Origin of the sequence: Xenorhabdus vietnamensis, assembly GCF_002127535.1 — a bacterium.
GTDB classification, from domain to species: domain Bacteria; phylum Pseudomonadota; class Gammaproteobacteria; order Enterobacterales; family Enterobacteriaceae; genus Xenorhabdus; species Xenorhabdus vietnamensis.
This window is the reverse complement of the sequence record NZ_MUBJ01000008.1, coordinates 46681-68565: the sequence shown is the minus strand read 5'-3', so window position 1 is coordinate 68565 and position 21885 is coordinate 46681. Positions and strand designations below refer to the sequence as shown.

Here is a 21885-nt window from a genome sequence, read left to right as displayed (position 1 = left end):
CATAGGGGCACTAATATATTAATAATTTAATAAAATAGGGGAGGGTCTTTGAAAAATGATTATTTATAACTTGTTTTTCGGGTGCATTCGGACACATTTAAACTATTTAGATGCTCAATATTTGGTGCTCAATCTCTTGGCATTTTTCGATTGACTTCTTTCAGCAAGGTCTATTTTTCGGTATAAGCTTTGGTATGTTATATGCGTTATGCTATTTGTATAGATGAATGTTTGATAATCTTCTGGATTGAAAAGTTTTATTATTAAGAATAATAATATTTGGAAAATTAAAGCCTGCCAGTAACACTGGCAGGCTTATTACGAATATTATCAGAATGAAGTGCGTTTATAGACGCGATATTCTGGTTTCCAGAAATTACGCTCAATTGCTTCATCCAATGCATCTTCTGATGTGACAATCGCTACGCCTTGAATTTGGGCTTTTTTCGCCACTTCTTTGGCTATTTTGCGGGAAACATCTTGGATATCATCGATCAGTGGTAATAATGGGCCTGAGCCTGTTTGTGCCAGCGGTGAGCAATCCGCCAATGCACGGCTGGCAGCCATTAACATATCATCTGTAACACGTTTTGCACCGGAAGCGATAACGCCTAACCCGATCCCCGGGAAGATATAGGAGTTGTTGCATTGTGCGATTGGGTATTCCTGACCATCATGTTTTACTGGTGCGAACGGGCTTCCTGTAGCGACCAACGCTTTGCCATCCGTCCATTTGATGATGTCTTCTGGACGAGCTTCTACACGTGATGTTGGATTGGATAGAGGCATCACGACTGGACGTTCACAATGTTTGTGCATTTCACGGATGATCTCTTCAGTGAACAGACCTGACTGACCAGAAACACCAATCAAGACAGTTGGCTTGGCGTTGCGAACCACATCCATCAATGAGAGGGAATCATTGGCGACATCCCATAGTTGCAAGGCTGAGCTTTTCTGTACCAGTACACTTTGGAAGTCCAGCAAGTTTGGCAGTTTGTCTGTCAGAAGGCCAAAGCGATCAACCATGAACACACGGGCACGGGCCTGCTCATCACTCAATCCTTCAGATTTCATTTGAGCAATGATTTGCTCTGCAATACCACAGCCAGCAGAGCCAGCACCAAGGAATGCCACGGTTTGATCTTTCAACTGGCGACCTGCGGCACGGCTGGCTGCAATCAGGCTACCCAGGGCAACAGATGCTGTACCTTGAATATCATCATTGAAGCAACAAAGTTCATTGCGATAGCGTGTCAACAGCGGCATAGCATTGTTTTGGGCAAAATCTTCAAATTGCAGCAGTACGTTAGGCCAGCGACGTTTTACGGCTTGAATAAATTCGTCCACGAATTCGTCGTACTCTTTGCCAGTAATGCGTGGATGGCGCCAGCCCATGTATAGCGGATCATTCAGACGTTGTGGGTTGTTTGTCCCCACATCCAGAACCACGGGCAGGGTGTAAGCAGGGCTTATTCCGCCACAAGAGGTATACAGTGACAGTTTACCGATAGGAATTCCCATTCCCCCGATTCCCTGATCGCCCAGACCAAGAATACGTTCACCATCGGTAACAACGATAACTTTGACATTCTGCTTGGTTGCATTTTGCAGCATGTCATCAATGTAGGCTCTGTTTGGATAAGAGATAAACAGACCACGGGCGCGACGGTAAATATCAGAAAAATGTTCACACGCTTCGCCTACGGTTGGCGTGTAGATAATAGGCATCATTTCGCTGAGGTGGGCGTCAAGGAGCCGGTAGAACAGCGTTTCGTTGGTGTCCTGAATATTCCTTAAATAAATGTGTTTATCGGCGTCATTTTTGAAATCGCGATATTGGCGATAGGCGCGTTCGGCCTGCTCTTCTATTGTTTCAACGGCCTGCGGCAATAAGCCATGCAAGTTGAAATTACTGCGTTCTTCTTCTGTAAAGGCACTGCCTTTATTCAACAGAGGAAATTCCAACAGGATAGGGCCAGCGTAGGGAATATAGAGAGGACGTTTACTTTCGTGTTCCAGTTCCATGATGCTTACTCTTTGAACTCATCAATAACAAAATCGGCTACAGATCCTAAGAAGATAAAAAAAATAAGTACAGTAAATGTTACTTAAATATGATTATCATGAGCAAAAATGAGAGATAACATACAGAATTGGCTAATTAAATGTTATTAAATTTCTTCATTTTACCCCTCTCGGACAATATTGAGGGGGAAATTGCCATTTTGTTAAGTTACTCTTTTTCTATTTTAAGATGTATATCTTTAAAATATATGCCGTTCTACTTTCGTACAGCCGAGAGCAGTTAATGTAGATTCTGTAGCATTCCATTGTGATAAATGATGACTTCCACTTTCCACCAATACTGCCCGTTTGATGGATTGACAATTGCCGCCAGCCATATTCATGAATATCAGTGCTGCCTGTAGTGGCGGCAAACTTGGGTTAAATGCGGCATTTTCCGCATAACGGCCAGTATAAATTTTTCCTTGCTCATCCAGCAGGGCAATTCCTGAGTGGGATTGGCTATAAGGTGCATGGCTACGGTTCGCGGCATCCAATGCAGCTTGTACCAATTCGTCACTGGTAGCCAGTTGATAGCCATGATTAATCGGATCCAGAAGCAATGGTGTATCGGTTAGATCTTGTGGGCCAAAGGCTTCTGGTAGGTAGTCAGCCAAGGTTAATCGCGGGCGGTTAGGGAGGTACACTTCCAATTGTGTTCCACTATTCAGTTCATTCATAAATTGTCGGCAATGACCACAAGGTGAATAGTTGATAATGATGGAAACCAGCTTCTTCTCACCACGTAGCCAAGCATGTGTTATGGCTGATTGCTCTGCATGGACGGTTTGTTGTAATGGAACTCCAGTGAATTCCATATTGGCACCGAAATAGAGATTGCCACTTTCTCCCCGTGCGATTGCACCAACATAAAAATGGGAAATAGGAGCAAGGGAGCAGGCCGCAGCAAGTGGTAATAAGGCTAATGCCAGTGCCTGATCATCAAATTCGCTGATTTGTTTGATTGATTCCACTTGCTCTGCTGTCAGCATGGCTGGAAAATCGTCGTTGCCAATATAAGGTAATAGTGCTTTTTGCAGTTTAGGCGTGATTTCTGACCAAATAGCGTGAAAACGAGCTTGCATAGAATGATCTCCAAATTGGTTGAAGGTCATTCTAGGACGTCTATTCAGATTTGTAATGTGATAAAAGCCATATAATTAATGAAACTTGTGTAATAAAGATATTATTTAGGTGATATATATCAATTTTCTATTATCTTGATAAATGCATTTACCTTTTTGTTGCAATTTTACAACAATTAGAACCATTCCAAACTATCGTAGCTGATTGCATGATTGCAGCAGTCACTAATTAAAATAGCCATTCATAGCAATATCCATTAATAGAATGATTAACCAAACAGATGCAGCAATATCGGAAATAGAAAAGGGGCAATTAGTGAGGTAATAATGCCACAGGTCATTAAGGCCAATGAGCTGTATGCTCCTTCAATGTGATCCATTTCCGCACAACGGGCTGTTCCCAACGCATGGGCTGCGGTACCCATTGCCAATCCTCGTGAAGCCTGAGTTTTTATTTTTAGCACATTAAATAGATTGTGGCCAAAGACTGCGCCCAAAATACCTACTGCAATGACACAAGCTGCGCTGATGGCAGGAATTCCGCCAATGGAATCGGCCACAGCCATGGCAATTGGGGTCGTCACTGATTTGGGTAGAACAGAGGCTGCAATTTCAGGTGTTGCACCTGCCCATAATGCAATGGTAGTTCCCGTGATCATTGCAACAATGCTGCCAATAAAACAAATGCTAATAATTGATTTCCACTGAGCGCGGATTTGATGTAGCTGTTCATACAAAGGAAAAGCTAAGGCAACAACGGCTGGTTGCAGTAAATCGTTCAGTATCTGGCTGCCAGCAAAATAGTGTTCATAAGGTGTGTGGGTCATGAGCAGCAAGGGAATGATAACAGCCATTGATATCAATAATGGGTTAAATATAGGTAGTTTGAGTCGCATTGACAGTTTTTTAGCAAAGTAAAAGACAATCAGAGTTAATGGCAGTGACCACCAAATATGGCTTAACATTTTTCTTTCTCTTCTGATTCTTGTGTTGGCGAAGATTGCGGTAATGGTTCTTGCGGCTTAGTACCAATAATGACGCGTTCACGATGAATATAGTGGGAGCTGTAAGCAACAACAATCATGACAATAAAGGTACTGACGATACAAGAAAGGAGAATTGGGAACATCTGTTGGCTAAGTTGTGAATAATAATCCATGATTCCCACGCCGATAGGCAGAAAGAGCAGAGTCATGTTTTTCATCAACAGGCTACAGCCTGGTTTCACCCAATGTGAGGGAATAAGTTGGAATGCGAGTAAACAAAACAGAAGAAGTAAGCCAATAATGCTGCCGGGGAGAGAGAAGGGAAGTCGTACTGAAATGATATTCCCCGCGATCAGGCACAAATAGAGCAGCGCAAATGCGCGCAGGTATTGCCAACCTATCATTAGCACATTTTGGAAAGACATAATTGATAATTCCTCAATATAACGAGGGTCTTATCATACGACTAACGTTGTAAATGTGCCATACATCACATTAAAAAGCGGGCTTTTTTGACCCGCTTTATTATCTGATTGATTATCTTAATATCTTTTTAAGATGAGCAGTGATTATTTAACCTGCATACCCGGTTGGGCACCGCTGTCAGGGCTTAACAGGAAAATGTCTTTTTCACCGGGGCCAGCAGCCATCACCATTCCTTCTGAAATACCGAAGCGCATCTTACGTGGTGCAAGGTTGGCAACCATCACCGTCAGGCGATTTTCCAGAGTTTTTGGATCAGGATAGGCAGAACGGATACCGGAGAAGACTTGGCGAGTTTCACCACCAAGATCAAGGGTCAGTTTCAGCAGTTTATCTGAACCTTCAACAAAATCAGCCTGTTTGATCAGGGCAATTCGCAAGTCAATTTTGGCAAAGTCATCAAATGCGATGGTGTCCTGAATCGGATCATCCGCCAATGGGCCGGTCACGGTTTTTTGTGGTTCAATGCTCTCTTTTGAGTCAGCGACCATTGCTTCAACTTTAGACATTTCAATACGACTGAACAGCGCCTTGAATGGGGTAACATCATGGCTCAGCAGAGGTTGCTGGATGCCATCCCATGTCAGTTCAGTATTCAGGAAAGCTTCAGCACGTACTGTCAGGTCTGGAAGAACAGGTTTCAGGTAAGTCATCAGCACGCGGAACAGGTTAATGCCCATAGAACAGATTGCTTGCAGATCAGCGTCGCGGCCTTCTTGTTTAGCCACAACCCACGGTGCTTGCTCATCAACATAGCGGTTGGCAAGATCGGCCAGTGCCATAATCTCACGGATTGCTTTACCGAATTCACGGTTGGTAAAGTCTTCTGCAATCACCTGTGCTGCATCGACAAACTTCTTGTACAGCGCAGGATCAGCGAGCTGGTCTGCCAGCTTGCCTCCAAAGCGTTTATTGATGAAGCCCGCATTGCGTGAAGCAAGGTTAACCACTTTGTTAACGATATCGCTGTTTACACGCTGAGCAAAATCTTCCAGATTCAGATCGATATCATCAATGCGAGAAGAGAGTTTCGCTGCGTAGTAATAACGCAGACAGTCTGCGTCAAGATGTTTCAGATACGTATCAGCCTTGATGAAGGTTCCACGGGACTTGGACATCTTGGTGCCGTTAACTGTGATGTAACCGTGGACGAACAAGTTGGTTGGCTTACGGTAGTCACTGCCTTCCAATATGGCAGGCCAGAACAGGCTGTGGAAATAAACGATATCTTTGCCAATGAAATGGTAGAGATCTGTTTTGGAATCTTTTGCCCAGAACTCATCGAAATTAAGATCTTCACGTTTATTACACAGATTTTGGAATGAACCCATATAGCCAATTGGGGCATCCAGCCAGACATAGAAATATTTACCCGGTTGATCTGGAATTTCAAAACCAAAATAAGGGGCATCACGGGTGATATCCCACTGTTGCAGACCAGAGTCGAACCACTCCTGCATTTTATTTGCCACTTGTTCCTGCAAAGTGCCAGAACGAGTCCATTTTTGCAGCATGTCGCTGAAAGCAGGAAGATCAAAGAAGAAATGCTCTGTATCACGCATTTGTGGTGTTGCACCGGAGACAACGGAACGGGGGTTGATCAATTCTGTTGGGGAATAGGTTGTTCCGCAGACTTCACAGTTATCGCCATACTGATCTTCGGCCTTGCATTTCGGACAGGAGCCTTTGACGAAACGGTCTGGCAGGAACATTCCTTTTTCTGGATCATACAATTGAGAAATTGTCCGACTCTTAATGTAACCGTTCTTTTTCAGTTCCAGATAAATTTTGGAGGCAAATGCTCTGTTTTCTTCGCTATGTGTGGAATGGTAATTATCGTAGCTAATGGCAAAGCCGGCAAAATCCTGCTGATGCTCTAGGCTCACCTTGGCAATCATTTCTTCTGGTGAAATTCCAATCTGTTGGGCTTTCAGCATGATTGGTGTACCGTGGGCATCGTCGGCACAGACAAAGTGAACCTCTTTGCCGCGCATTCGATGATAACGAACCCAAATATCAGCCTGAATGTGCTCCAGAATATGACCGAGATGAATTGGACCGTTAGCATAAGGTAACGCACAGGTCACCAATAATTTGTTCGCGACTTGAGACATAGTTAGGATCTGACTTCCGTAAAATTAAAAGGGTTTTTGATGTTACCTGATAAGGAGCATTGTCGCTAGGGTAACGCGAGATCTTCGTCACTTTTACTTGTTGCCTTATCCGAACCGTGAGCTTCTGTTATGATGGCTGAACAGTTTTATACCTAATGGATTTCAAGGTGCATCGCGGCAGCAAGGGAACGAATCCCCCGGGAGCATAGATAACTATGTGACCGGGGTGAGTGAGCGCAGCCAACAAAGAAGCAACTTGAAAGACGAAGGGTATAGGTTGAAAAAGATAAATCAAAAGGAGCCGGGATGAACTCACAATCCCCCGAGCAGACCAATCCTGACCTGCTGAAAGAACATGTTGCGAAAATATTAGCAACGTTTAAACATCCGACATTAGAGCGAGATTTGATCGCTCTGAAAGCATTACACCATTGCGCTATGCTGGATGAGATACTGTATATTGAATTAACCATGCCGTTTGTTTGGAAACGCGCCTTTGAAGTATTGAAGAAAGAAACAACCCAATCTCTGCAATCTGCGACAGGTGCAAAATCCGTTGAATGGCGATTAACTCACGATATCAGCACACTGCGCCGTGCCAATAATTTGCCGGGCATAAATGGTGTGCGCAATATTGTCGCCGTCAGTTCAGGAAAAGGCGGGGTGGGAAAATCCAGTACAGCGGTTAATCTGGCGCTGGCACTGGCGCGGGAAGGGGCGAAAGTGGGTATTCTTGATGCCGATATTTATGGCCCATCCATCCCCAGTATGCTTGGTACTGCCAAAGAGCGCCCGACGTCTCCAGATGGTCAGCATATGACTCCAATTATGGTACATAGCATGGCGACCAATTCCATCGGCTATCTTGTTACCGATGATAACGCGATGGTATGGCGTGGCCCGATGGCAAGCAAAGCTCTGATGCAAATGTTGCAAGATACATTGTGGCCGGATCTGGATTATCTGGTAATTGATATGCCACCGGGAACGGGCGATATTCAGTTAACTTTGTCCCAGAATATTCCGGTGACAGGTGCATTGGTTATCACAACGCCGCAGGATATTGCCTTGATTGATGCGATGAAGGGTATCGTTATGTTCCAGAAAGTTAATGTGCCAGTATTGGGTATCATTGAGAACATGAGCACGCATATTTGCAGCAATTGCGGTCATCATGAACCGATTTTCGGTACGGGCGGTGCAGCAAAACTGGCAGAAAAATATGATTGCCAATTATTGGGGCAGATACCGTTGCATATCTCATTGCGTGAAGACCTCGATCGTGGTGAGCCAACGGTAAGCAGTCAGCCTGACAGTGAATTTGCAGATATTTATCGTGAAATTGCGGCTAATATTTCTGCGAAGATGTATTGGCAGGGCGAAAAAATCCCCACTGAAATTTCCTTCCGCGCAGTTTGATTTAAGTAGTAGTTTAATTTAACTGATTGTGCAACAAATATACAATAAACGCCGTTTGATTAATGGTTTTTTATGAGGCGGCGTTTTTCTTATAATTATTTAAGTATTATTTAAATTAATTAGATGTCTTCTGGTATTTTATTTTTTCTTAGTTGATAAATTGAGTTTGAAACTCGTTTTTTACTTTTTTATTGTGATAGACAATAGTTTTAAAAAAATAATCATCTTGTCATGATTTAACTGAAAATTTAATTAATTAGATTGTCTACTGTTGTTTTGCGATTCTGTCTTGAAACTCACCATTTCAAAATGTATTTTGTCCACCTTAAAAAAACTTATGTAAGGAATGGCAATGGATTTCAACGATGGTTCTGTAAAATGGAAGAAAGGGATTATGGCGCTTTGCATTGCGCTAGTGCTATCAGCGTGTGACAACAAAAAAGAAGAACTATCACAGCCTGTAGGTTCTATATCATCAACTGAAACTACGCACAGCAGCTCACCTACAGGGAAGGTTGAACAATTCACAAAGGAAGCTAAAAACGAACCTGTTCAGGATCCTGAACAGATTATTTCGGAAAAAATGCAGACATATATTCAGTGTTATAACTTACTGGATGAGCCTATCCATAAGAGTTTATTCCGTTACTCTAGCTGGCTTGATGATTTAGAAAAAGGCCCAACCGGAAAAGAAAGCATTGTTTATGGGCTTTATTCAGTAAAACAAACTAACGTATCTGACTGTCAGGAAAAAATTCAAAAAGTTGCGGTGATGACTCCAGCCCTAAAGCCAATAGACGATATTGCAGTTGGCTATGTAAATTTATCGGCAAAAGTTGTATCTGAAATCAATGTATTAGAGCGTTATTATGAGCAAGAAGATTATAAAGATGATGCTTTTGCCAAAGGTAAAGAAAAGCATCTTAAACTTCTCTCAGCCTATACTGCGTTTGCCCCGATATCTGAGGAATATTCTGAAGCCATTGAACAGATGAATGATGTACGTCAACTGCTCGTTTTGCAGCAAATGGAAAAAGAGGGCGAATTAACACTGGAATATTACAGTTTAGCAATCATCTTTGAAGCCAAAAAGATTAAACAAATGGTTGAGGCGGAGAATTTTGATGCCGCTAAAGTACTTGCTATGGTTGCTGCACTGCAAAATAAAGCAGAAAGTACTCTCCCTTTAATTGAAGAACTCAAAAAATCCGGTGACTTGTCTTATATAGGTTATGAATCTTTTCTAAGACAAGTTGATGCCTATGCTAAGGCTGCAAAAGAACGTATCCGCAGAGTGAGGGATAAAGTCCCTTATACGAGCGGTGAGAAAATGAATCTGGGTGGAATGGGAGAATGGATGGTGAATGGTTCTCCTGGTAAATTGCTAAAAGCATATAACAGTTTGATTGATGAATTTAACCGTATGTAACTGTTATGGTCATATAACAATCGCAGTTTTTTAAGAAACGTTGGTTACAATGGTTCTGTCACAATAGAGCCATTGTTTGATGCCTGATGGGTTCTATTTTATCTATCGTAATACCCTATGCCATCATCTGAATTTCTACTGTATATCTTTAATGGGTTATTTTGGAAACAATTTTAAGAATAGTTCTGGGAATGATTTTAGGAATAGCTTTTGTACTCATATTTGAAAATTATGTTTAGAGTACGCTCTATTTGAAACATAATATTGCGGTATTTTTATACGAATCGTATCGAAAAAAACGAGACTTATCTTGTTTACTCTGGAATAGAAGTCATTAACTCCCTATAATTCGCCAAACGTGGTGTTAACGAATACCATGTTCCCACTTTATTTTTTCTTTTTTAACCAGGTTATTTCTACTATGGCTGATGAAGCACATAAGTGTACAATCGTAGGTATTTCAGGTGCCTCTGCCTCAGGCAAAAGCCTTATTGCCAGCACGCTTTATAGAGAATTACGAGCTCAAGTTGGTGATCACAATATCGGCGTTATTCCAGAAGATTGCTATTATAAAGATCAAACCAATACCCCGATGGAAGAGCGTTATAAAGTTAATTATGATCATCCAAGCTCAATGGATCACAGTTTACTGTTTGAGCATCTCCAGACATTGAAAGCTGGAAAGTCCATCGAATTACCGCAATATGACTACGTCGAACACACCCGCAAACCCCAATCCATTCATTTTGAACCGAAAAGAGTCATTATCCTCGAAGGTATCCTACTATTAACGGATAAGCGTCTGCGTCAGGAATTGGATTTTTCCATTTTTGTCGATACGCCATTGGATATCTGTTTAATGCGCCGGATTAAACGTGATGTAAATGAACGAGGGCGTTCATTGGATTCAGTCATGGAGCAGTACAAGAAAACGGTACGTCCAATGTTCCTGCAATTTATCGAGCCGTCAAAACAATATGCCGATATCATTGTTCCTCGTGGTGGGAAAAACCGTGTGGCCATTGATATCTTAAAAGCTAAAATTGGCCAATTTTACGAATAATCTGTTATTCAGACATTCATAAGTATCATCGTATTTGAGAGGAAATGATGCGACTCTGTGACCGTGACATTATTAAATGGCTAGATGAAGGAAAGCTGGTAATTACCCCACGTCCCCCTGTTGAACGTATTAATGGGGCAACTGCTGATGTGCGCCTTGGGAATCAGTTTCGCGTTTTTCGTGGTTATACTGCCGCTTATATTGATTTGAGTGGTCCTAAGGCTGAAGTCAATGCAGCACTTGACCGTGTCATGAGCGATGAAATTACTTTGCCGGACGGGGAAGCATTTTTCCTCCATCCTGGTGAATTGGCTTTGGCGGTAACGCTGGAATCTGTCACACTGCCTGATAATTTAGTGGGGTGGTTGGATGGGCGCTCATCTCTGGCGCGTCTTGGCCTCATGGTTCATGTTACTGCGCATCGTATTGATCCGGGTTGGCAGGGGCAAATTGTTCTGGAGTTCTACAATTCAGGCAAACTGCCTTTGGCTTTACGCCCTGGTATGGTTATAGGTGCACTGAGCTTTGAACCGCTTTCAGGCCCTGCTGATCGGCCTTATAACCGACGTCAGGATGCTAAATATAAAAATCAGCAGGGAGCCGTAGGTAGCCGTATCAGTGAGGATTAATCTTTTCTGGTAAAGCTGTCTGGTGAAAAATAGTCTTCTTGTGGACATGAGGCTGGGGAAGTCATGAAAAGATTGTTGACGACACTCATTATTTTGTTGGTAGTCATTATTACTGGTTTAACGGCACTGGTTGTGCTGATTAATCCAAATGATTTTCGTGGCTACATAGTCAAACAGGTACAAAAGAAGAGTGGTTACCAGCTCGTGTTCCGGGATGACTTACGCTGGCACGTTTGGCCAAAGTTGAGCATTCTGACCGGTGAGATCTCTTTGACCGCTGAGAATGCTAAGATACCGGCTATTGTGGCAGAAAATATGCGTTTGGATGTGGAATTGCTGCCATTGCTGTCCCATCAGCTCTTGGTTAAAGAGGTGATGCTGAAAGGGGCTGTCTTACGACTCACTCCAGATAGCCAACCACAAAAACAGCCAGAGGCTCCTATTGCACCGGAAAGTGATGCTCACTATCCAATCATTGCAGGAAGTCAGGCTTGGAAACTGGATATTGCCAGAATCAGGGTAGCTGATAGCTTAATGATCTGGCAAACCAATGAACATTCCCAATTAAATGTCCGTGATATTAATTTATTGTTGGAGCGAAGTGATAAAGATCACGTTGATCTCAGCCTCCGCAGTAAAATCAATAAAAATCAGCAAGAACTATCATTTGAACTCAATTCGTCAATAGATATTTCTGATTATCCGCAGCAATTATCGGCTGACATTAATTCCTTTGAATACCAATTACAGGGAATCGGGTTACCGTCCACAGGTATTCAGGGAAAAGGGAGTGCCATAGTAAAATATCAGGCTTCACCTGAATCAATTTCGCTGCAAAAAATGGCGTTGACGTTGAATGATAAGAATGAGCTTAAGGGGAATATTACTGCAATCCTGAAAGATAAGCCGCACTACTCCATCAACCTGAGCTCGCCAAAGTTCAATCTGGATAATCTACTGGGGTGGGATGTGTTATCGAAAAAGACACCACAGGAAAAACATGATTATCGAATTGAAAATAATTCATTAAAACCGGTTATTGCGACATCAGTATCGGCATTATCCAACTATGATCTTGCATTTTTGCAAGGATTTGATGGCGATATTTCGTTCACAGCAGATAACTTCATTTATCAAGGGATGGATATTGCTCATTTTGATCTGAAAGCCCTCAATAACAGTGGCATGGCGAAAATCACTAAATTAAGTGGCAACGTGTTTGGTGGGTATTTTGCGCTGCCGACTACGATTGATGCTACGGTTGTTCCGGCAAAACTGCATACAAAGCCGCTCTTGCAGAAGATTGAGGTACAACCTTTGTTAACCGCTCTGGCATTACCATCAATATTTAGTGGTCAGCTTAATGTAGATGGTGATCTTTTAGGGGAAGGTTATGACGAATATGCCATTTCTCATTATTGGCAAGGTGGTTTGAATATTGACCTGAAAAATGCACGTCTGAAAGGGTTGAATATTCCTCAGCTTATTCAACAATCTTTTGCACGGGCAACCGATCAAATCAGCCAACCTACGAATACAGAGAACTTCACTGAAGCTAATAGCCTGTTAGTGAAAGCGCAATTGGATCACGGCAAGATTAAAGTTAGTGAACTTGCAGCGGCTTCAGGCGTATTCAATATTAAAGGGCACGGAGAAGCAGACTTACTGAAACAAAACACTGATGTTTCATTATGGGTGCAATTGACCAATGGATGGGGCAAGCAGAATGAATTTGTACGTCGCCTGTCGCAATTAAAAATTCCACTGCGGGTTTATGGTGACTGGGATAACCTGCAATATAAACTGAATGTGGAATCCATGTTGCGTGACGAATTACAGCAGAAGGTTAAAAAATCTATCAAAGATTGGCTCGAAGATAACAGTAATAATAAAGAGCTTAAGAAGCTAGAGGATCTACTGAATAAAAAATAGGGTTAGCCATAATACGGACTTAGTGATTGTACGATTAGGTTTATCTGCGGTTTCAGGTGATCGCCTTAGCGATCACCTGATTTATTAGGGGTTCTAGCGAAACTATTCCATTTTACAATACTGCTCTATTCTAAAATAATGGACTAGTGCCGAACCTTCTGTTTCTGCTAATACCCTACAACTTGATAATAAAAATGCGGAGTCCAGCCCAGTTGAGGAGTCGTGACGGATACTGTCAGTGTGTCCTTCGACAAGCCTATTCCGTTTGAATTATCTCGCCGTGTTTTGACATCAGCCAAATAACCAGGGTGTTGATTATCAAAATTATCTCCGACAATACTTGCCTGACATGAGATGATGCCATTTGGTAAGGCCGTAGGTAGCTTGATTTTGTAGTAGTGGGTATAGTAAGCCACTCCACCGATTACAGATTGGTTAAATTCACCAATCGGTTCACTGGCGACTGCAAGCCCGTTCAACATGAAGATATCACCCAGTTTGATAATGGTGTGATCTTCCCCGACTCTACGTGACTCAAGGCTTAATCCAACCAGCTCACCCAAGCCTAAATTCCTTACAAAGGCTTGTTTGTCTGGGATATCCGCCCCGTTCTTACTCTTCTCCAGTCGGCTTTCAGCGTCAGCTTTAGCTGCTATCGCATTGACATTGGCATCACTCGCTAATTTCTCAGCTTTGCCAACGCGAGTATCAACTTCTACTTTGCTATAAGCTCCTACATCAGAGGCAGTCAGCCTAATATCGGTTAACAGAGCCTTGCCGTTTACGGTACGTGTGAGTGGTACTCGATTATCCGCATTGTTATTAGCGACATTTGCCAGATCGTTAAGGCTTTCAAGGTGACGATCCACCTCTCCTTTGGTATAGGTATTCAAATCAGATGCAGTCAGCTTAACATCTGACAATAGAGCCTTGCCATTTATAGTACGGGTTAATGGAACCTTGCTATCTGCATTGTTATTGGCTGCGTTGGCTTGATCTCTAACTTCACCAATAATGATGTCGATATGTGCTCTGTCATAAGTATCTACATCATTGGCATTTAATGTAATATCCGTTGCCAGCTCTCTGCCATTAACTTTACGCGTTGATGGTACTCTGCTATCAGCATTTTGAATGGCAGTAATCGCGTTATTATTGGCAGTTTCGGCCAGTTTATCCACTTTACCGATATGGTCATTGATTTCTGATTTATTGTAGGTATCAACATCTGCTGCAATCAGTTGAATATCTACTGACAATTCTTTGCCATTGACTTTTCGGGTTAGTGGAACTTTGCTGTTAGCATCTTGAATGGCCGTAGTGGCGTTATTATTAGCAGTTTCGGCCAGTTTATCCACTTTACTGACACGATCATCAATTTCTGCTTTATTGTAAGTACCGATATCAGCCGCATTTAGATCAATGTCAGTTAACAGTTCTTTGCCATTGACTTTACGGGTTAATGGGACTTTTTTGTCAGCACTTTGAAGAGCATCATTCGCCTTCTGGTTAGCCGCATCTGCGATAGCTTTAACGTCCTTGATATGAGCGTCAGTTTCTTCTTTGTTGTAAGCATTAATGTCAGCTGTAGTCAGTTGAATGTCTGCTGACAGTTCTTTGCCATTAACCTTGCGGGTTAATGGGACTTTGCCTTCTGCATCGTGAATAGCTTTGATGGCATTAGTATTGGCCGTGTTAGCCAGCTGTTGGACATTATCGACCTGTGCCTTGACACTACTGATAAGATCATCACTTTCCTTCTTGTTATAGGAATCAACATCCGATGCAGCCAGTACAATGTCGGTGATCAGCTCCTTGCCATTGACTTTACGGGTTAATGGGACTTTGCTGTTGGCGTCTTGAATGGCGTTTTCCGCCAGTTTCTGCACGCTGTCGATACGATTATCGACTTCCACTTTACTGTAGGTATCAATATCTGCCGCCGTCAGCTGAATGTCGGTGGTCAGCTCCTTGTTATTGATCTTACGGGTTAGTGGGACTTTGCTGTTGGCGTCTTGAATGGCGGTATTTGCCAGTTTCTGCACGCCGTCAATACGCTCATTGACTTCTACTTTACTGTAGGTATCAATATCTGCCGCCGTCAGCTGAATGTCGGTGGTCAGTTCCTTGTTATTGATCTTACGGGTTAGTGGGACTTTGCTGTTGGCATCTTGAATGGCGGTTTCGGCCCGATTATCCACTTTGCTGATACGCTCATCGACTTCCACTTTACTGTAAGTATCAATATCTGCCGCCGTCAGCAGAATGTCGGTGGTCAGCTCTTTGCCATTAACCTTGCGGGTCAATGGGACTTTGCCGTCTGCATCGTGAATAGCTTTGATGGCATTAGTATTGGCCGTGTTAGCCAGCTGTTGGACATTATCGACCTGTGTCTTGACGCCGCTGATAAGCTCATCCGTTTCCTTTTTGTTATAGGAATCGACATCCGATGCAGCCAGTATAATGTCGGTGATCAGCTCCTTGCCATTGACTTTACGGGTTAATGGGACTTTGCTGTTGGCGTCTTGAATGGCATTTTCCGCCAGTTTTTGTACGCTGTTGATACTATCATCGACTTCCACTTTATTGTAAGTACCAATATCTGCCGCCGTCAGCAGAATGTCGGTGGTCAGCTCTTTGCCATTAACCTTGCGGTTGACTGGAACTTTACCTTCTGCATCTTGAATAGCTTTGATGGCATTAGTATTGGCTGTATTAGCCAGCTGTTGGACATTATCGACCTGTGCCTTGACGCCGCTGATAAGATCATCACTTTCCTTCTTGTTATAGGAATCAACATCCGATGCAGCCAGTACAATGTCGGTGATCAGCTCTTTTCCATTGACTTTACGGGTTAATGGGACTTTGCTGTTGGCGTCTTGAATGGCGTTTTCCGCCAGTTTCTGCACACTGTCGATACGATTATCGACTTCCACTTTATTGTAGGTATCAATATCTGCCGCCGTCAGCTGAATGTCGGTGGTCAGCTCCTTGTTATTGATCTTGCGGGTTAGTGGGACTTTGCTGTTGGCATCTTGAATGGCGGTGTCTGCCAGTTTCTGCACGCCGTCAATACGCTCATTGACTTCCGCTTTACTGTAGGTATCAATATCTGCCGCCGTCAGCTGAATATCAGTGGTCAGTTCTTTGTTATTGATCTTACGGGTTAGTGGGACTTTGCTGTTGGCATCCTGAATGGCGGTTTCAGCCCGATTATCCACTTTGCTGATACGCTCATCGACTTCCACTTTACTGTAGGTATCAATATCTGCCGCCGTCAACAGAATGTCGCTGGTCAGTTCCTTGTTATTGATCTTACGGGTTAATGGGACTTTGCCATCTGCATCCCGAATAGCTTTGATGGCATTAGTATTGGCAGTTTCCGCCAAATTATTGACATTATCGATCTGTGTTCTGACATCTTTGATAATGCTATCAGTTTCTTCTTTACCATAAGCACCGACATCAACCGCACGTAATTCAATATCAGATATCAGCTCTTTCCCGTTGATTTTGCGGGCTAATGGAACCTTGTTGTTGGCATCCTGAATGGCTGTAGTGGCGTTATGATTGGCGGTTTCAGCCAGTTTATCCACTTTACCGATACGATCATCAATTTCGGCTTTATTGTAGGTATCAACATCCGTCGCCGTTAGCTGAATATCGGTAGTCAACTCCTTACCATTGACCTTGCGGGTTAATGGAACCTTGTTGTTGGCATCCTGAATGGCTGTAGTGGCGTTATGATTGGCGGTTTCAGCCAATTTATCCACTTTACCGATATGATCATCGATTTCGGTTTTATTGTAGGTATCAATATCTGCTGCTGTCAGTTGAATGTCAGTTATCAACTCTTTGTTATTGATCTTGCGGGTTAATGGAACTTTGCTTTCAGCCTCTTTAAGAGCAGTAATAGCATTCTGATTCGCAGTCTTAGCCGATGCCTCAACGGGAGCAATAAGTCCATCGGTTTCCTTCCTGCTGTAGGCATCCACATCAAGCGCTGTAAGTTCGACATCTATTACCAACTCCTTGCCATTAACCTTGCGGGTTAATGGCACTTTGGTATTTGCAAGATCAAGAGCTTTATTGGCCAATGTCTTAACTTCATCGACAAGGGAATCTGTCTGGCTCTTGTCGTAGGCATTGACATCTACTGCTACCAATTCAATATCTTTAGATAATTCTTTACCGTTAACTTTACGTGTTAATGGTACATATTTCTCTGTTGAAGATATCGATGTGGCCAATTCATAAGCTTTATTGGCTAATTCATATGCCGTTTTTATTGCTTTGGGCGTTGCAGCATGAGCTTCGCTGTCACTGTTTATTGCGTTACTTAACGCAACAAATCCTCTTTCTTTTAAGGTTGCATCAGGATGATCACGGCTTTCGGCATGTTCTTTAATTTTTTCTCTCACATATCTGCGAGTTGCAAGGCCAGAAATGAATTCTTTTATCCATTCTGCTGCCTGGCCATTATCGTCCACTTTCAGAGCCATACTAATGGCTTGTTCCTGAGATTCTGATTTGTAGAGGTCGGCGCAGTTTCCTACCGCAATCAGTGTTCCATCTTTATCGAACAGACCCATTTCACGAACCCACCAATTACCATTACCTTCAGGAATTACCTGTTCGGCAATAATTTGGCCGGGCTTTTGGGGAGCGATGGTCAAGGCATCAAGTTCAGCACGATGCTTTTCATTAATCAGGGCGGATTGGCTGGCGTTGGGAGTAGGTAAACTACCACCACCATCGCCTACAGCCATATGGGTAATTTCAAGTTTGGTACCTGATGAAGCCGCTTTTTCCAGTTTTTCTGTACCAGCATGTGTTAATAATGCGAAATATTTTGTACTCATATAAACCCTCACTTATCAACAATAAATAGATGTATTGCTAACTCAGCCACAAAAGAAGCTTTGTAAAGCTCTCGGACCAGATGAAGGCGGTATGACATCCCCGCTAATTACTATCTCTGCTAACTGCTATTGAATGGGGCTTATTGTACTTAGGGTTATCATGAGCAAATACCCTAAAAATTAAATCAAACTGATAAAACTTATAGGAATAAAAAAAACCGGTGTTATGCCGGTTTTTTCTCAGTAGGTAATTTAGTTTAATATTTTTGATTAGATTTCCACGTCTTCTTCCGTTTTCAATGAAGTAATCTTCACTTTATTGATGCGGTGACTGGTGATCTCCAATGCTTCAAACAAATATTCACCAATCTTCAGTTGCTCACCTTGTTGTGGAATATGTTGCAGATATTCCATTAGCAGGCCTGCCAATGTCTGATATTCTCGTTTTTCATCCAATGGCAATGGCACATAAAGCACTAAATCTTCCAGTGGCATAAATCCATTGGCAATCCAATATCCTTCTTCCATAACCTGAATATCATGGCGAGCATCAAGCTCTCCGCTACCGGCAGGGAGATTGCCTGTAATGGTTTCCATCACATCAGTTACCGTAACTACCCCTTCAACAGAACCGAATTCATCAACGACAAAAGCAAAGTGTGTTTGTGCCTGACGGAACTGTTCCAACGCTTGTAGCAGGGAGAGAGATTCAGGGAAAATCAACGGTTGCTGGACTAAAGTCCTTAAATCAAAAGTATTGTGAGTCAGTTGTTGATTAAGGATATCAATCACATGCACAACGCCAAGAGGTTCATCACTGGTCTGTTCGTCTGTGACCACAATTCGCGTGTGTGGCTTTTGTTCCAGTAGCGTAGTTAATTTTTCTGTAGGGGCATGGACATCAAGATAAACCACATCGTGGCGTGAAGTCATGATACTGCTGACAGTACGTTGGGCCATGCTGAGAACGCGGGCGATCATCTGACGTTCTTGAGGCTCAAAGACTTCTTTGTTCTCTGTATGATCCGCAATCAGGTTGGAAGTATGGTCATCAAGTGCAGCGTTTTCACGTTTACCATTTAAAATGTGAAGAACTGCTTCTGCGGTTCTTTCGCGCAGGGAGCGGGATGCACTCAAGAATTTGCGGCGATTGAACTGAGCGAACTGATTCAGTGCTTCAATCATGATGGAGAAGCCGATGGCTGCATAGAGATAGCCTTTCGGAATGTGATAGTTAAAGCCATCAGCAACCAAGCTGAAGCCGATCATCAGTAAGAAGCTGAGACACAGAATAACGATAGTGGGATGCGCATTGACGAATTTTGTCAGAGGTTTGCTGGCCCATATCATCAGGGTCATGGCTATGATCACGGCAGCAATCATAATACCAATGTGATCAACCATCCCCACGGCAGTGATAACAGAATCGAGAGAAAATACGGCATCCAAGACAATAATTTGCACAACTACCGCCCAGAATTTAGCTCCTTTGCGTTGTTGATTGGTATGCAGGTTTTTTCCTTCTAACCGTTCATTCAATTCCATTGTTGCTTTGAACAGCAAGAAGATACCTCCTACCAGCATAATTAAGTCACGGGCGCTGAAAGAATGTTTCCCTAAAGTAATCAATGGACTGGTCAAGGAAATAAGCCAGGATAAGCTGAATAGCAGCAGTATCCTCATGATAAGGGCACAGGAAAGCCCTGTCAGGCGAGCTTTATCTCTCTCTTTTTCAGGAAGTTTATCTGCCAGAATGGCAATGAAAATTAAGTTGTCTATTCCGAGAACAATTTCTAAAACGATAAGTGTGGCCAGACCTGCCCATATCGTCGGATCAGCGATCCATTCCATACAGTTTGTTTTACCTTTTAATAGGACGGCATTTGCCGACTATTAAATAATGCGTACTGAAGTGCGAAATATCAATAGGTGATTTATCTCAGTTGGAAATTTTTTCAGCAAAAAAACGTCTTGACGGTATCGGTTGCATCAATAACTACCCTCTATGACCTTTCCTGAGTTAACATGTGACCTCATTAACAAATTACTCACTCTGTTTTGTTGCATACGGCATGTAATACATGTGGTATTACGATATGCATCTTGGGTGGGTAGCAGTCATTATTAGACGGGAGTCATTCATGTCCAAACAACAGATCGGTGTTGTCGGTATGGCGGTAATGGGGCGCAACCTGGCGTTGAATATTGAAAGCCGTGGTTACTCTGTATCTATTTTTAACCGCTCCAGCGATAAAACTGATGAAGTTATTGCTGAAAATCCAGGGAAAAAATTAGTTCCAAGTTATTCCATTGAAGAGTTTGTCGATTCGCTGGAAAAGCCACGTCGTATTCTGTTGATGGTTAAGGCTGGTGAAGCTACGGATAAGACCATTGCATCACTGACGCCACATTTGGATAAGGGTGACATTCTGATCGATGGTGGCAACACCTATTTTCAGGATACTATCCGCCGTAATCGTGAGTTGTCTGCTCAGGGTTTTAACTTTATCGGTACTGGTGTTTCTGGCGGTGAAGAAGGCGCATTGAAAGGCCCTTCAATTATGCCGGGTGGTCAGAAAGAAGCTTATGAGTTAGTGGCGCCAATTCTGAAAGAGATCGCTGCTCAGGTTGATGGCGAACCTTGTGTTACTTATATCGGGGCAGATGGTGCAGGCCATTATGTGAAGATGGTTCACAATGGCATTGAATATGGTGATATGCAGCTGATTGCAGAAGCCTATTCTTTGTTGAAAAATTCATTGAATCTCAGTAATCAGGAATTGGCTGAAGTGTTCAGTGACTGGAACCAAGGCGAGCTAAGCAGCTACTTGATCGAAATTACTGCCGATATTTTCCGTAAACAAGATGAAGAAGGGAAGTATCTGGTTGACGTGATTCTGGATGAAGCGGCCAACAAAGGTACTGGTAAATGGACCAGTCAAAGCTCGCTGGATCTGGGTGTGCCGGTAACACTTATCACTGAATCTGTATTTGCACGTTATATCTCTTCCCTGAAAGATCAGCGTGTGGCTGCATCCAAGGTGCTGTCAGGCCCGGAAGCTCAGCCATTCAACGGAGATAAAGCTGAATTTACTGAGAAAGTTCGCCGTGCTCTGTATTTGGGCAAGATTGTTTCCTATGCGCAAGGCTTCCAACAGTTGAAGGCAGCATCAGATGAGCACGATTGGGATCTGAATTATGGCGAAATTGCTAAGATCTTCCGTGCTGGTTGTATTATTCGTGCACAATTCTTGCAAAAAATCACGGATGCATACAATGAAAATCCAGCTATCGCTAACTTGCTGTTAGCACCTTATTTCAAACAAATAGCAGATGAATATCAGCAAGCTCTGCGCGATGTTGTTTCTTACGGCATACAGAATGGTATCCCAACACCGACGTTTTCTGCTGCCATCTCTTATTACGACAGCTATCGTTCTGCTGTATTGCCAGCTAACTTGATTCAGGCGCAGCGTGATTACTTTGGTGCGCATACTTACAAGCGTACAGATAAAGAAGGTGTTTTCCACACTGAATGGCTGGCTTGATTATTATATTTATGTATAAAATATAAGCATTTGTGTAGTAAGGTGCTGAATTATCAGCACCTTTTTTATTAAATCAAAGTATTGAATCACAGTATTAAATTAAGCTATTGAATTAAAATATTAAATTGAAGGTTGCCACTTAAGCAATCGTTGTGCAAATCTCTCCAGCCAGTGTGCTACCTCTGCATCGTGGAGATAAAAAAATACAGCTAGGCTAAGGATGCAGAAACCAAGTATTACCAGAAGAAAAATATTATTCATATAATAA

Annotated in this window: 13 protein-coding genes; 6 read left to right on the top strand and 7 right to left on the bottom strand. The window is 42.7% G+C overall.

Going from position 1 to position 21885, the window contains the following annotated elements:
* Nucleotides 1–330: 330 nt before the first annotated feature.
* The 5 genes from Xvie_RS09230 to metG all read right to left on the bottom strand — a co-directional run bounded on the left by Xvie_RS09230 (nt 331) and on the right by metG (nt 6735).
* Complete coding sequence (locus Xvie_RS09230) at nt 331–2028, bottom strand: NAD-dependent malic enzyme (RefSeq protein ID WP_086109036.1); 1698 nt, start codon at nt 2026–2028, stop codon at nt 331–333.
* A 239-nt stretch (nt 2029–2267) separates the two neighbouring features.
* On the bottom strand, nt 2268–3152 hold the full coding sequence (gene cdd / locus Xvie_RS09225; RefSeq protein WP_086109035.1) for a cytidine deaminase: 885 nt from the start codon (nt 3150–3152) through the stop codon (nt 2268–2270).
* A gap of 269 nt (nt 3153–3421) precedes the next feature.
* Complete coding sequence (locus Xvie_RS09220) at nt 3422–4117, bottom strand: CidB/LrgB family autolysis modulator (protein ID WP_086109034.1); 696 nt, start codon at nt 4115–4117, stop codon at nt 3422–3424.
* Nucleotides 4111–4563, bottom strand: a complete 453-nt coding sequence (locus Xvie_RS09215; protein WP_086109033.1) for a CidA/LrgA family protein — start codon at nt 4561–4563, stop codon at nt 4111–4113. The genes Xvie_RS09220 and Xvie_RS09215 overlap by 7 nt, the downstream gene beginning before the upstream one ends.
* Nucleotides 4564–4707: 144 nt before the next feature.
* A complete protein-coding gene (gene metG, locus Xvie_RS09210) occupies nt 4708–6735 on the bottom strand; it encodes a methionine--tRNA ligase (RefSeq protein WP_086109032.1) in 2028 nt (675 codons plus the stop codon).
* A gap of 306 nt (nt 6736–7041) precedes the next feature.
* Between metG and apbC the strand changes: the two genes are divergently transcribed.
* From apbC to asmA, 5 genes are all read left to right on the top strand, one after another.
* Entirely contained in the window at nt 7042–8154 is a 1113-nt protein-coding gene (gene apbC, locus Xvie_RS09205; protein ID WP_086109031.1) for an iron-sulfur cluster carrier protein ApbC, read from the top strand.
* A gap of 352 nt (nt 8155–8506) precedes the next feature.
* Nucleotides 8507–9583 (top strand): YiiG family protein, encoded by a 1077-nt coding sequence (locus Xvie_RS09200; protein ID WP_167376253.1) that lies wholly within the window; start codon nt 8507–8509, stop codon nt 9581–9583.
* Nucleotides 9584–10004: 421 nt separating this feature from the next.
* Complete coding sequence (udk, locus tag Xvie_RS09195; protein WP_086109029.1) at nt 10005–10646, top strand: uridine kinase; 642 nt, start codon at nt 10005–10007, stop codon at nt 10644–10646.
* Nucleotides 10647–10693: 47 nt separating this feature from the next.
* Nucleotides 10694–11275 (top strand): dCTP deaminase, encoded by a 582-nt coding sequence (gene dcd / locus Xvie_RS09190; RefSeq protein WP_086109028.1) that lies wholly within the window; start codon nt 10694–10696, stop codon nt 11273–11275.
* 63 nt (nt 11276–11338) lie between these two features.
* On the top strand, nt 11339–13207 hold the full coding sequence (gene asmA, locus Xvie_RS09185) for an outer membrane assembly protein AsmA (RefSeq protein ID WP_086109027.1): 1869 nt from the start codon (nt 11339–11341) through the stop codon (nt 13205–13207).
* A 167-nt stretch (nt 13208–13374) separates the two neighbouring features.
* Here the strand turns inward: asmA and Xvie_RS22220 are convergent, their stop codons facing one another.
* Both Xvie_RS22220 and Xvie_RS09175 read right to left on the bottom strand, forming a co-directional pair.
* Nucleotides 13375–18069, bottom strand: a complete 4695-nt coding sequence (locus Xvie_RS22220; protein ID WP_086109026.1) for a phage tail protein — start codon at nt 18067–18069, stop codon at nt 13375–13377.
* A 270-nt stretch (nt 18070–18339) separates the two neighbouring features.
* A complete protein-coding gene (locus Xvie_RS09175; RefSeq protein WP_086109025.1) occupies nt 18340–19920 on the bottom strand; it encodes a TerC family protein in 1581 nt (526 codons plus the stop codon).
* Between the two features lie 290 nt (nt 19921–20210).
* Between Xvie_RS09175 and gndA the strand changes: the two genes are divergently transcribed.
* Nucleotides 20211–21617 carry an NADP-dependent phosphogluconate dehydrogenase gene (gene gndA / locus Xvie_RS09170; protein ID WP_086109024.1) on the top strand — a complete coding sequence of 469 codons (1407 nt, stop codon included), beginning with the start codon at nt 20211–20213 and terminating at the stop codon, nt 21615–21617.
* Nucleotides 21618–21885 lie beyond the last annotated feature (268 nt).

Excerpts from the sequence above, each read along its gene's own strand:
- Xvie_RS09230 (WP_086109036.1), bottom strand. The coding sequence starts at position 2,028 with ATGGAACTGGAACACGAAAGTAAACGTCCTCTCTATATTCCCTACGCT.
- cdd (WP_086109035.1), bottom strand. The coding sequence starts at position 3,152 with ATGCAAGCTCGTTTTCACGCTATTTGGTCAGAAATCACGCCTAAACTG.
- Xvie_RS09220 (WP_086109034.1), bottom strand. The coding sequence starts at position 4,117 with ATGTTAAGCCATATTTGGTGGTCACTGCCATTAACTCTGATTGTCTTT.
- Xvie_RS09215 (WP_086109033.1), bottom strand. The coding sequence starts at position 4,563 with ATGTCTTTCCAAAATGTGCTAATGATAGGTTGGCAATACCTGCGCGCA.
- metG (WP_086109032.1), bottom strand. The coding sequence starts at position 6,735 with ATGTCTCAAGTCGCGAACAAATTATTGGTGACCTGTGCGTTACCTTAT.
- apbC (WP_086109031.1), top strand. The coding sequence starts at position 7,042 with ATGAACTCACAATCCCCCGAGCAGACCAATCCTGACCTGCTGAAAGAA.
- Xvie_RS09200 (WP_167376253.1), top strand. The coding sequence starts at position 8,507 with ATGGATTTCAACGATGGTTCTGTAAAATGGAAGAAAGGGATTATGGCG.
- udk (WP_086109029.1), top strand. The coding sequence starts at position 10,005 with ATGGCTGATGAAGCACATAAGTGTACAATCGTAGGTATTTCAGGTGCC.
- dcd (WP_086109028.1), top strand. The coding sequence starts at position 10,694 with ATGCGACTCTGTGACCGTGACATTATTAAATGGCTAGATGAAGGAAAG.
- asmA (WP_086109027.1), top strand. The coding sequence starts at position 11,339 with ATGAAAAGATTGTTGACGACACTCATTATTTTGTTGGTAGTCATTATT.
- Xvie_RS22220 (WP_086109026.1), bottom strand. The coding sequence starts at position 18,069 with ATGAGTACAAAATATTTCGCATTATTAACACATGCTGGTACAGAAAAA.
- Xvie_RS09175 (WP_086109025.1), bottom strand. The coding sequence starts at position 19,920 with ATGGAATGGATCGCTGATCCGACGATATGGGCAGGTCTGGCCACACTT.
- gndA (WP_086109024.1), top strand. The coding sequence starts at position 20,211 with ATGTCCAAACAACAGATCGGTGTTGTCGGTATGGCGGTAATGGGGCGC.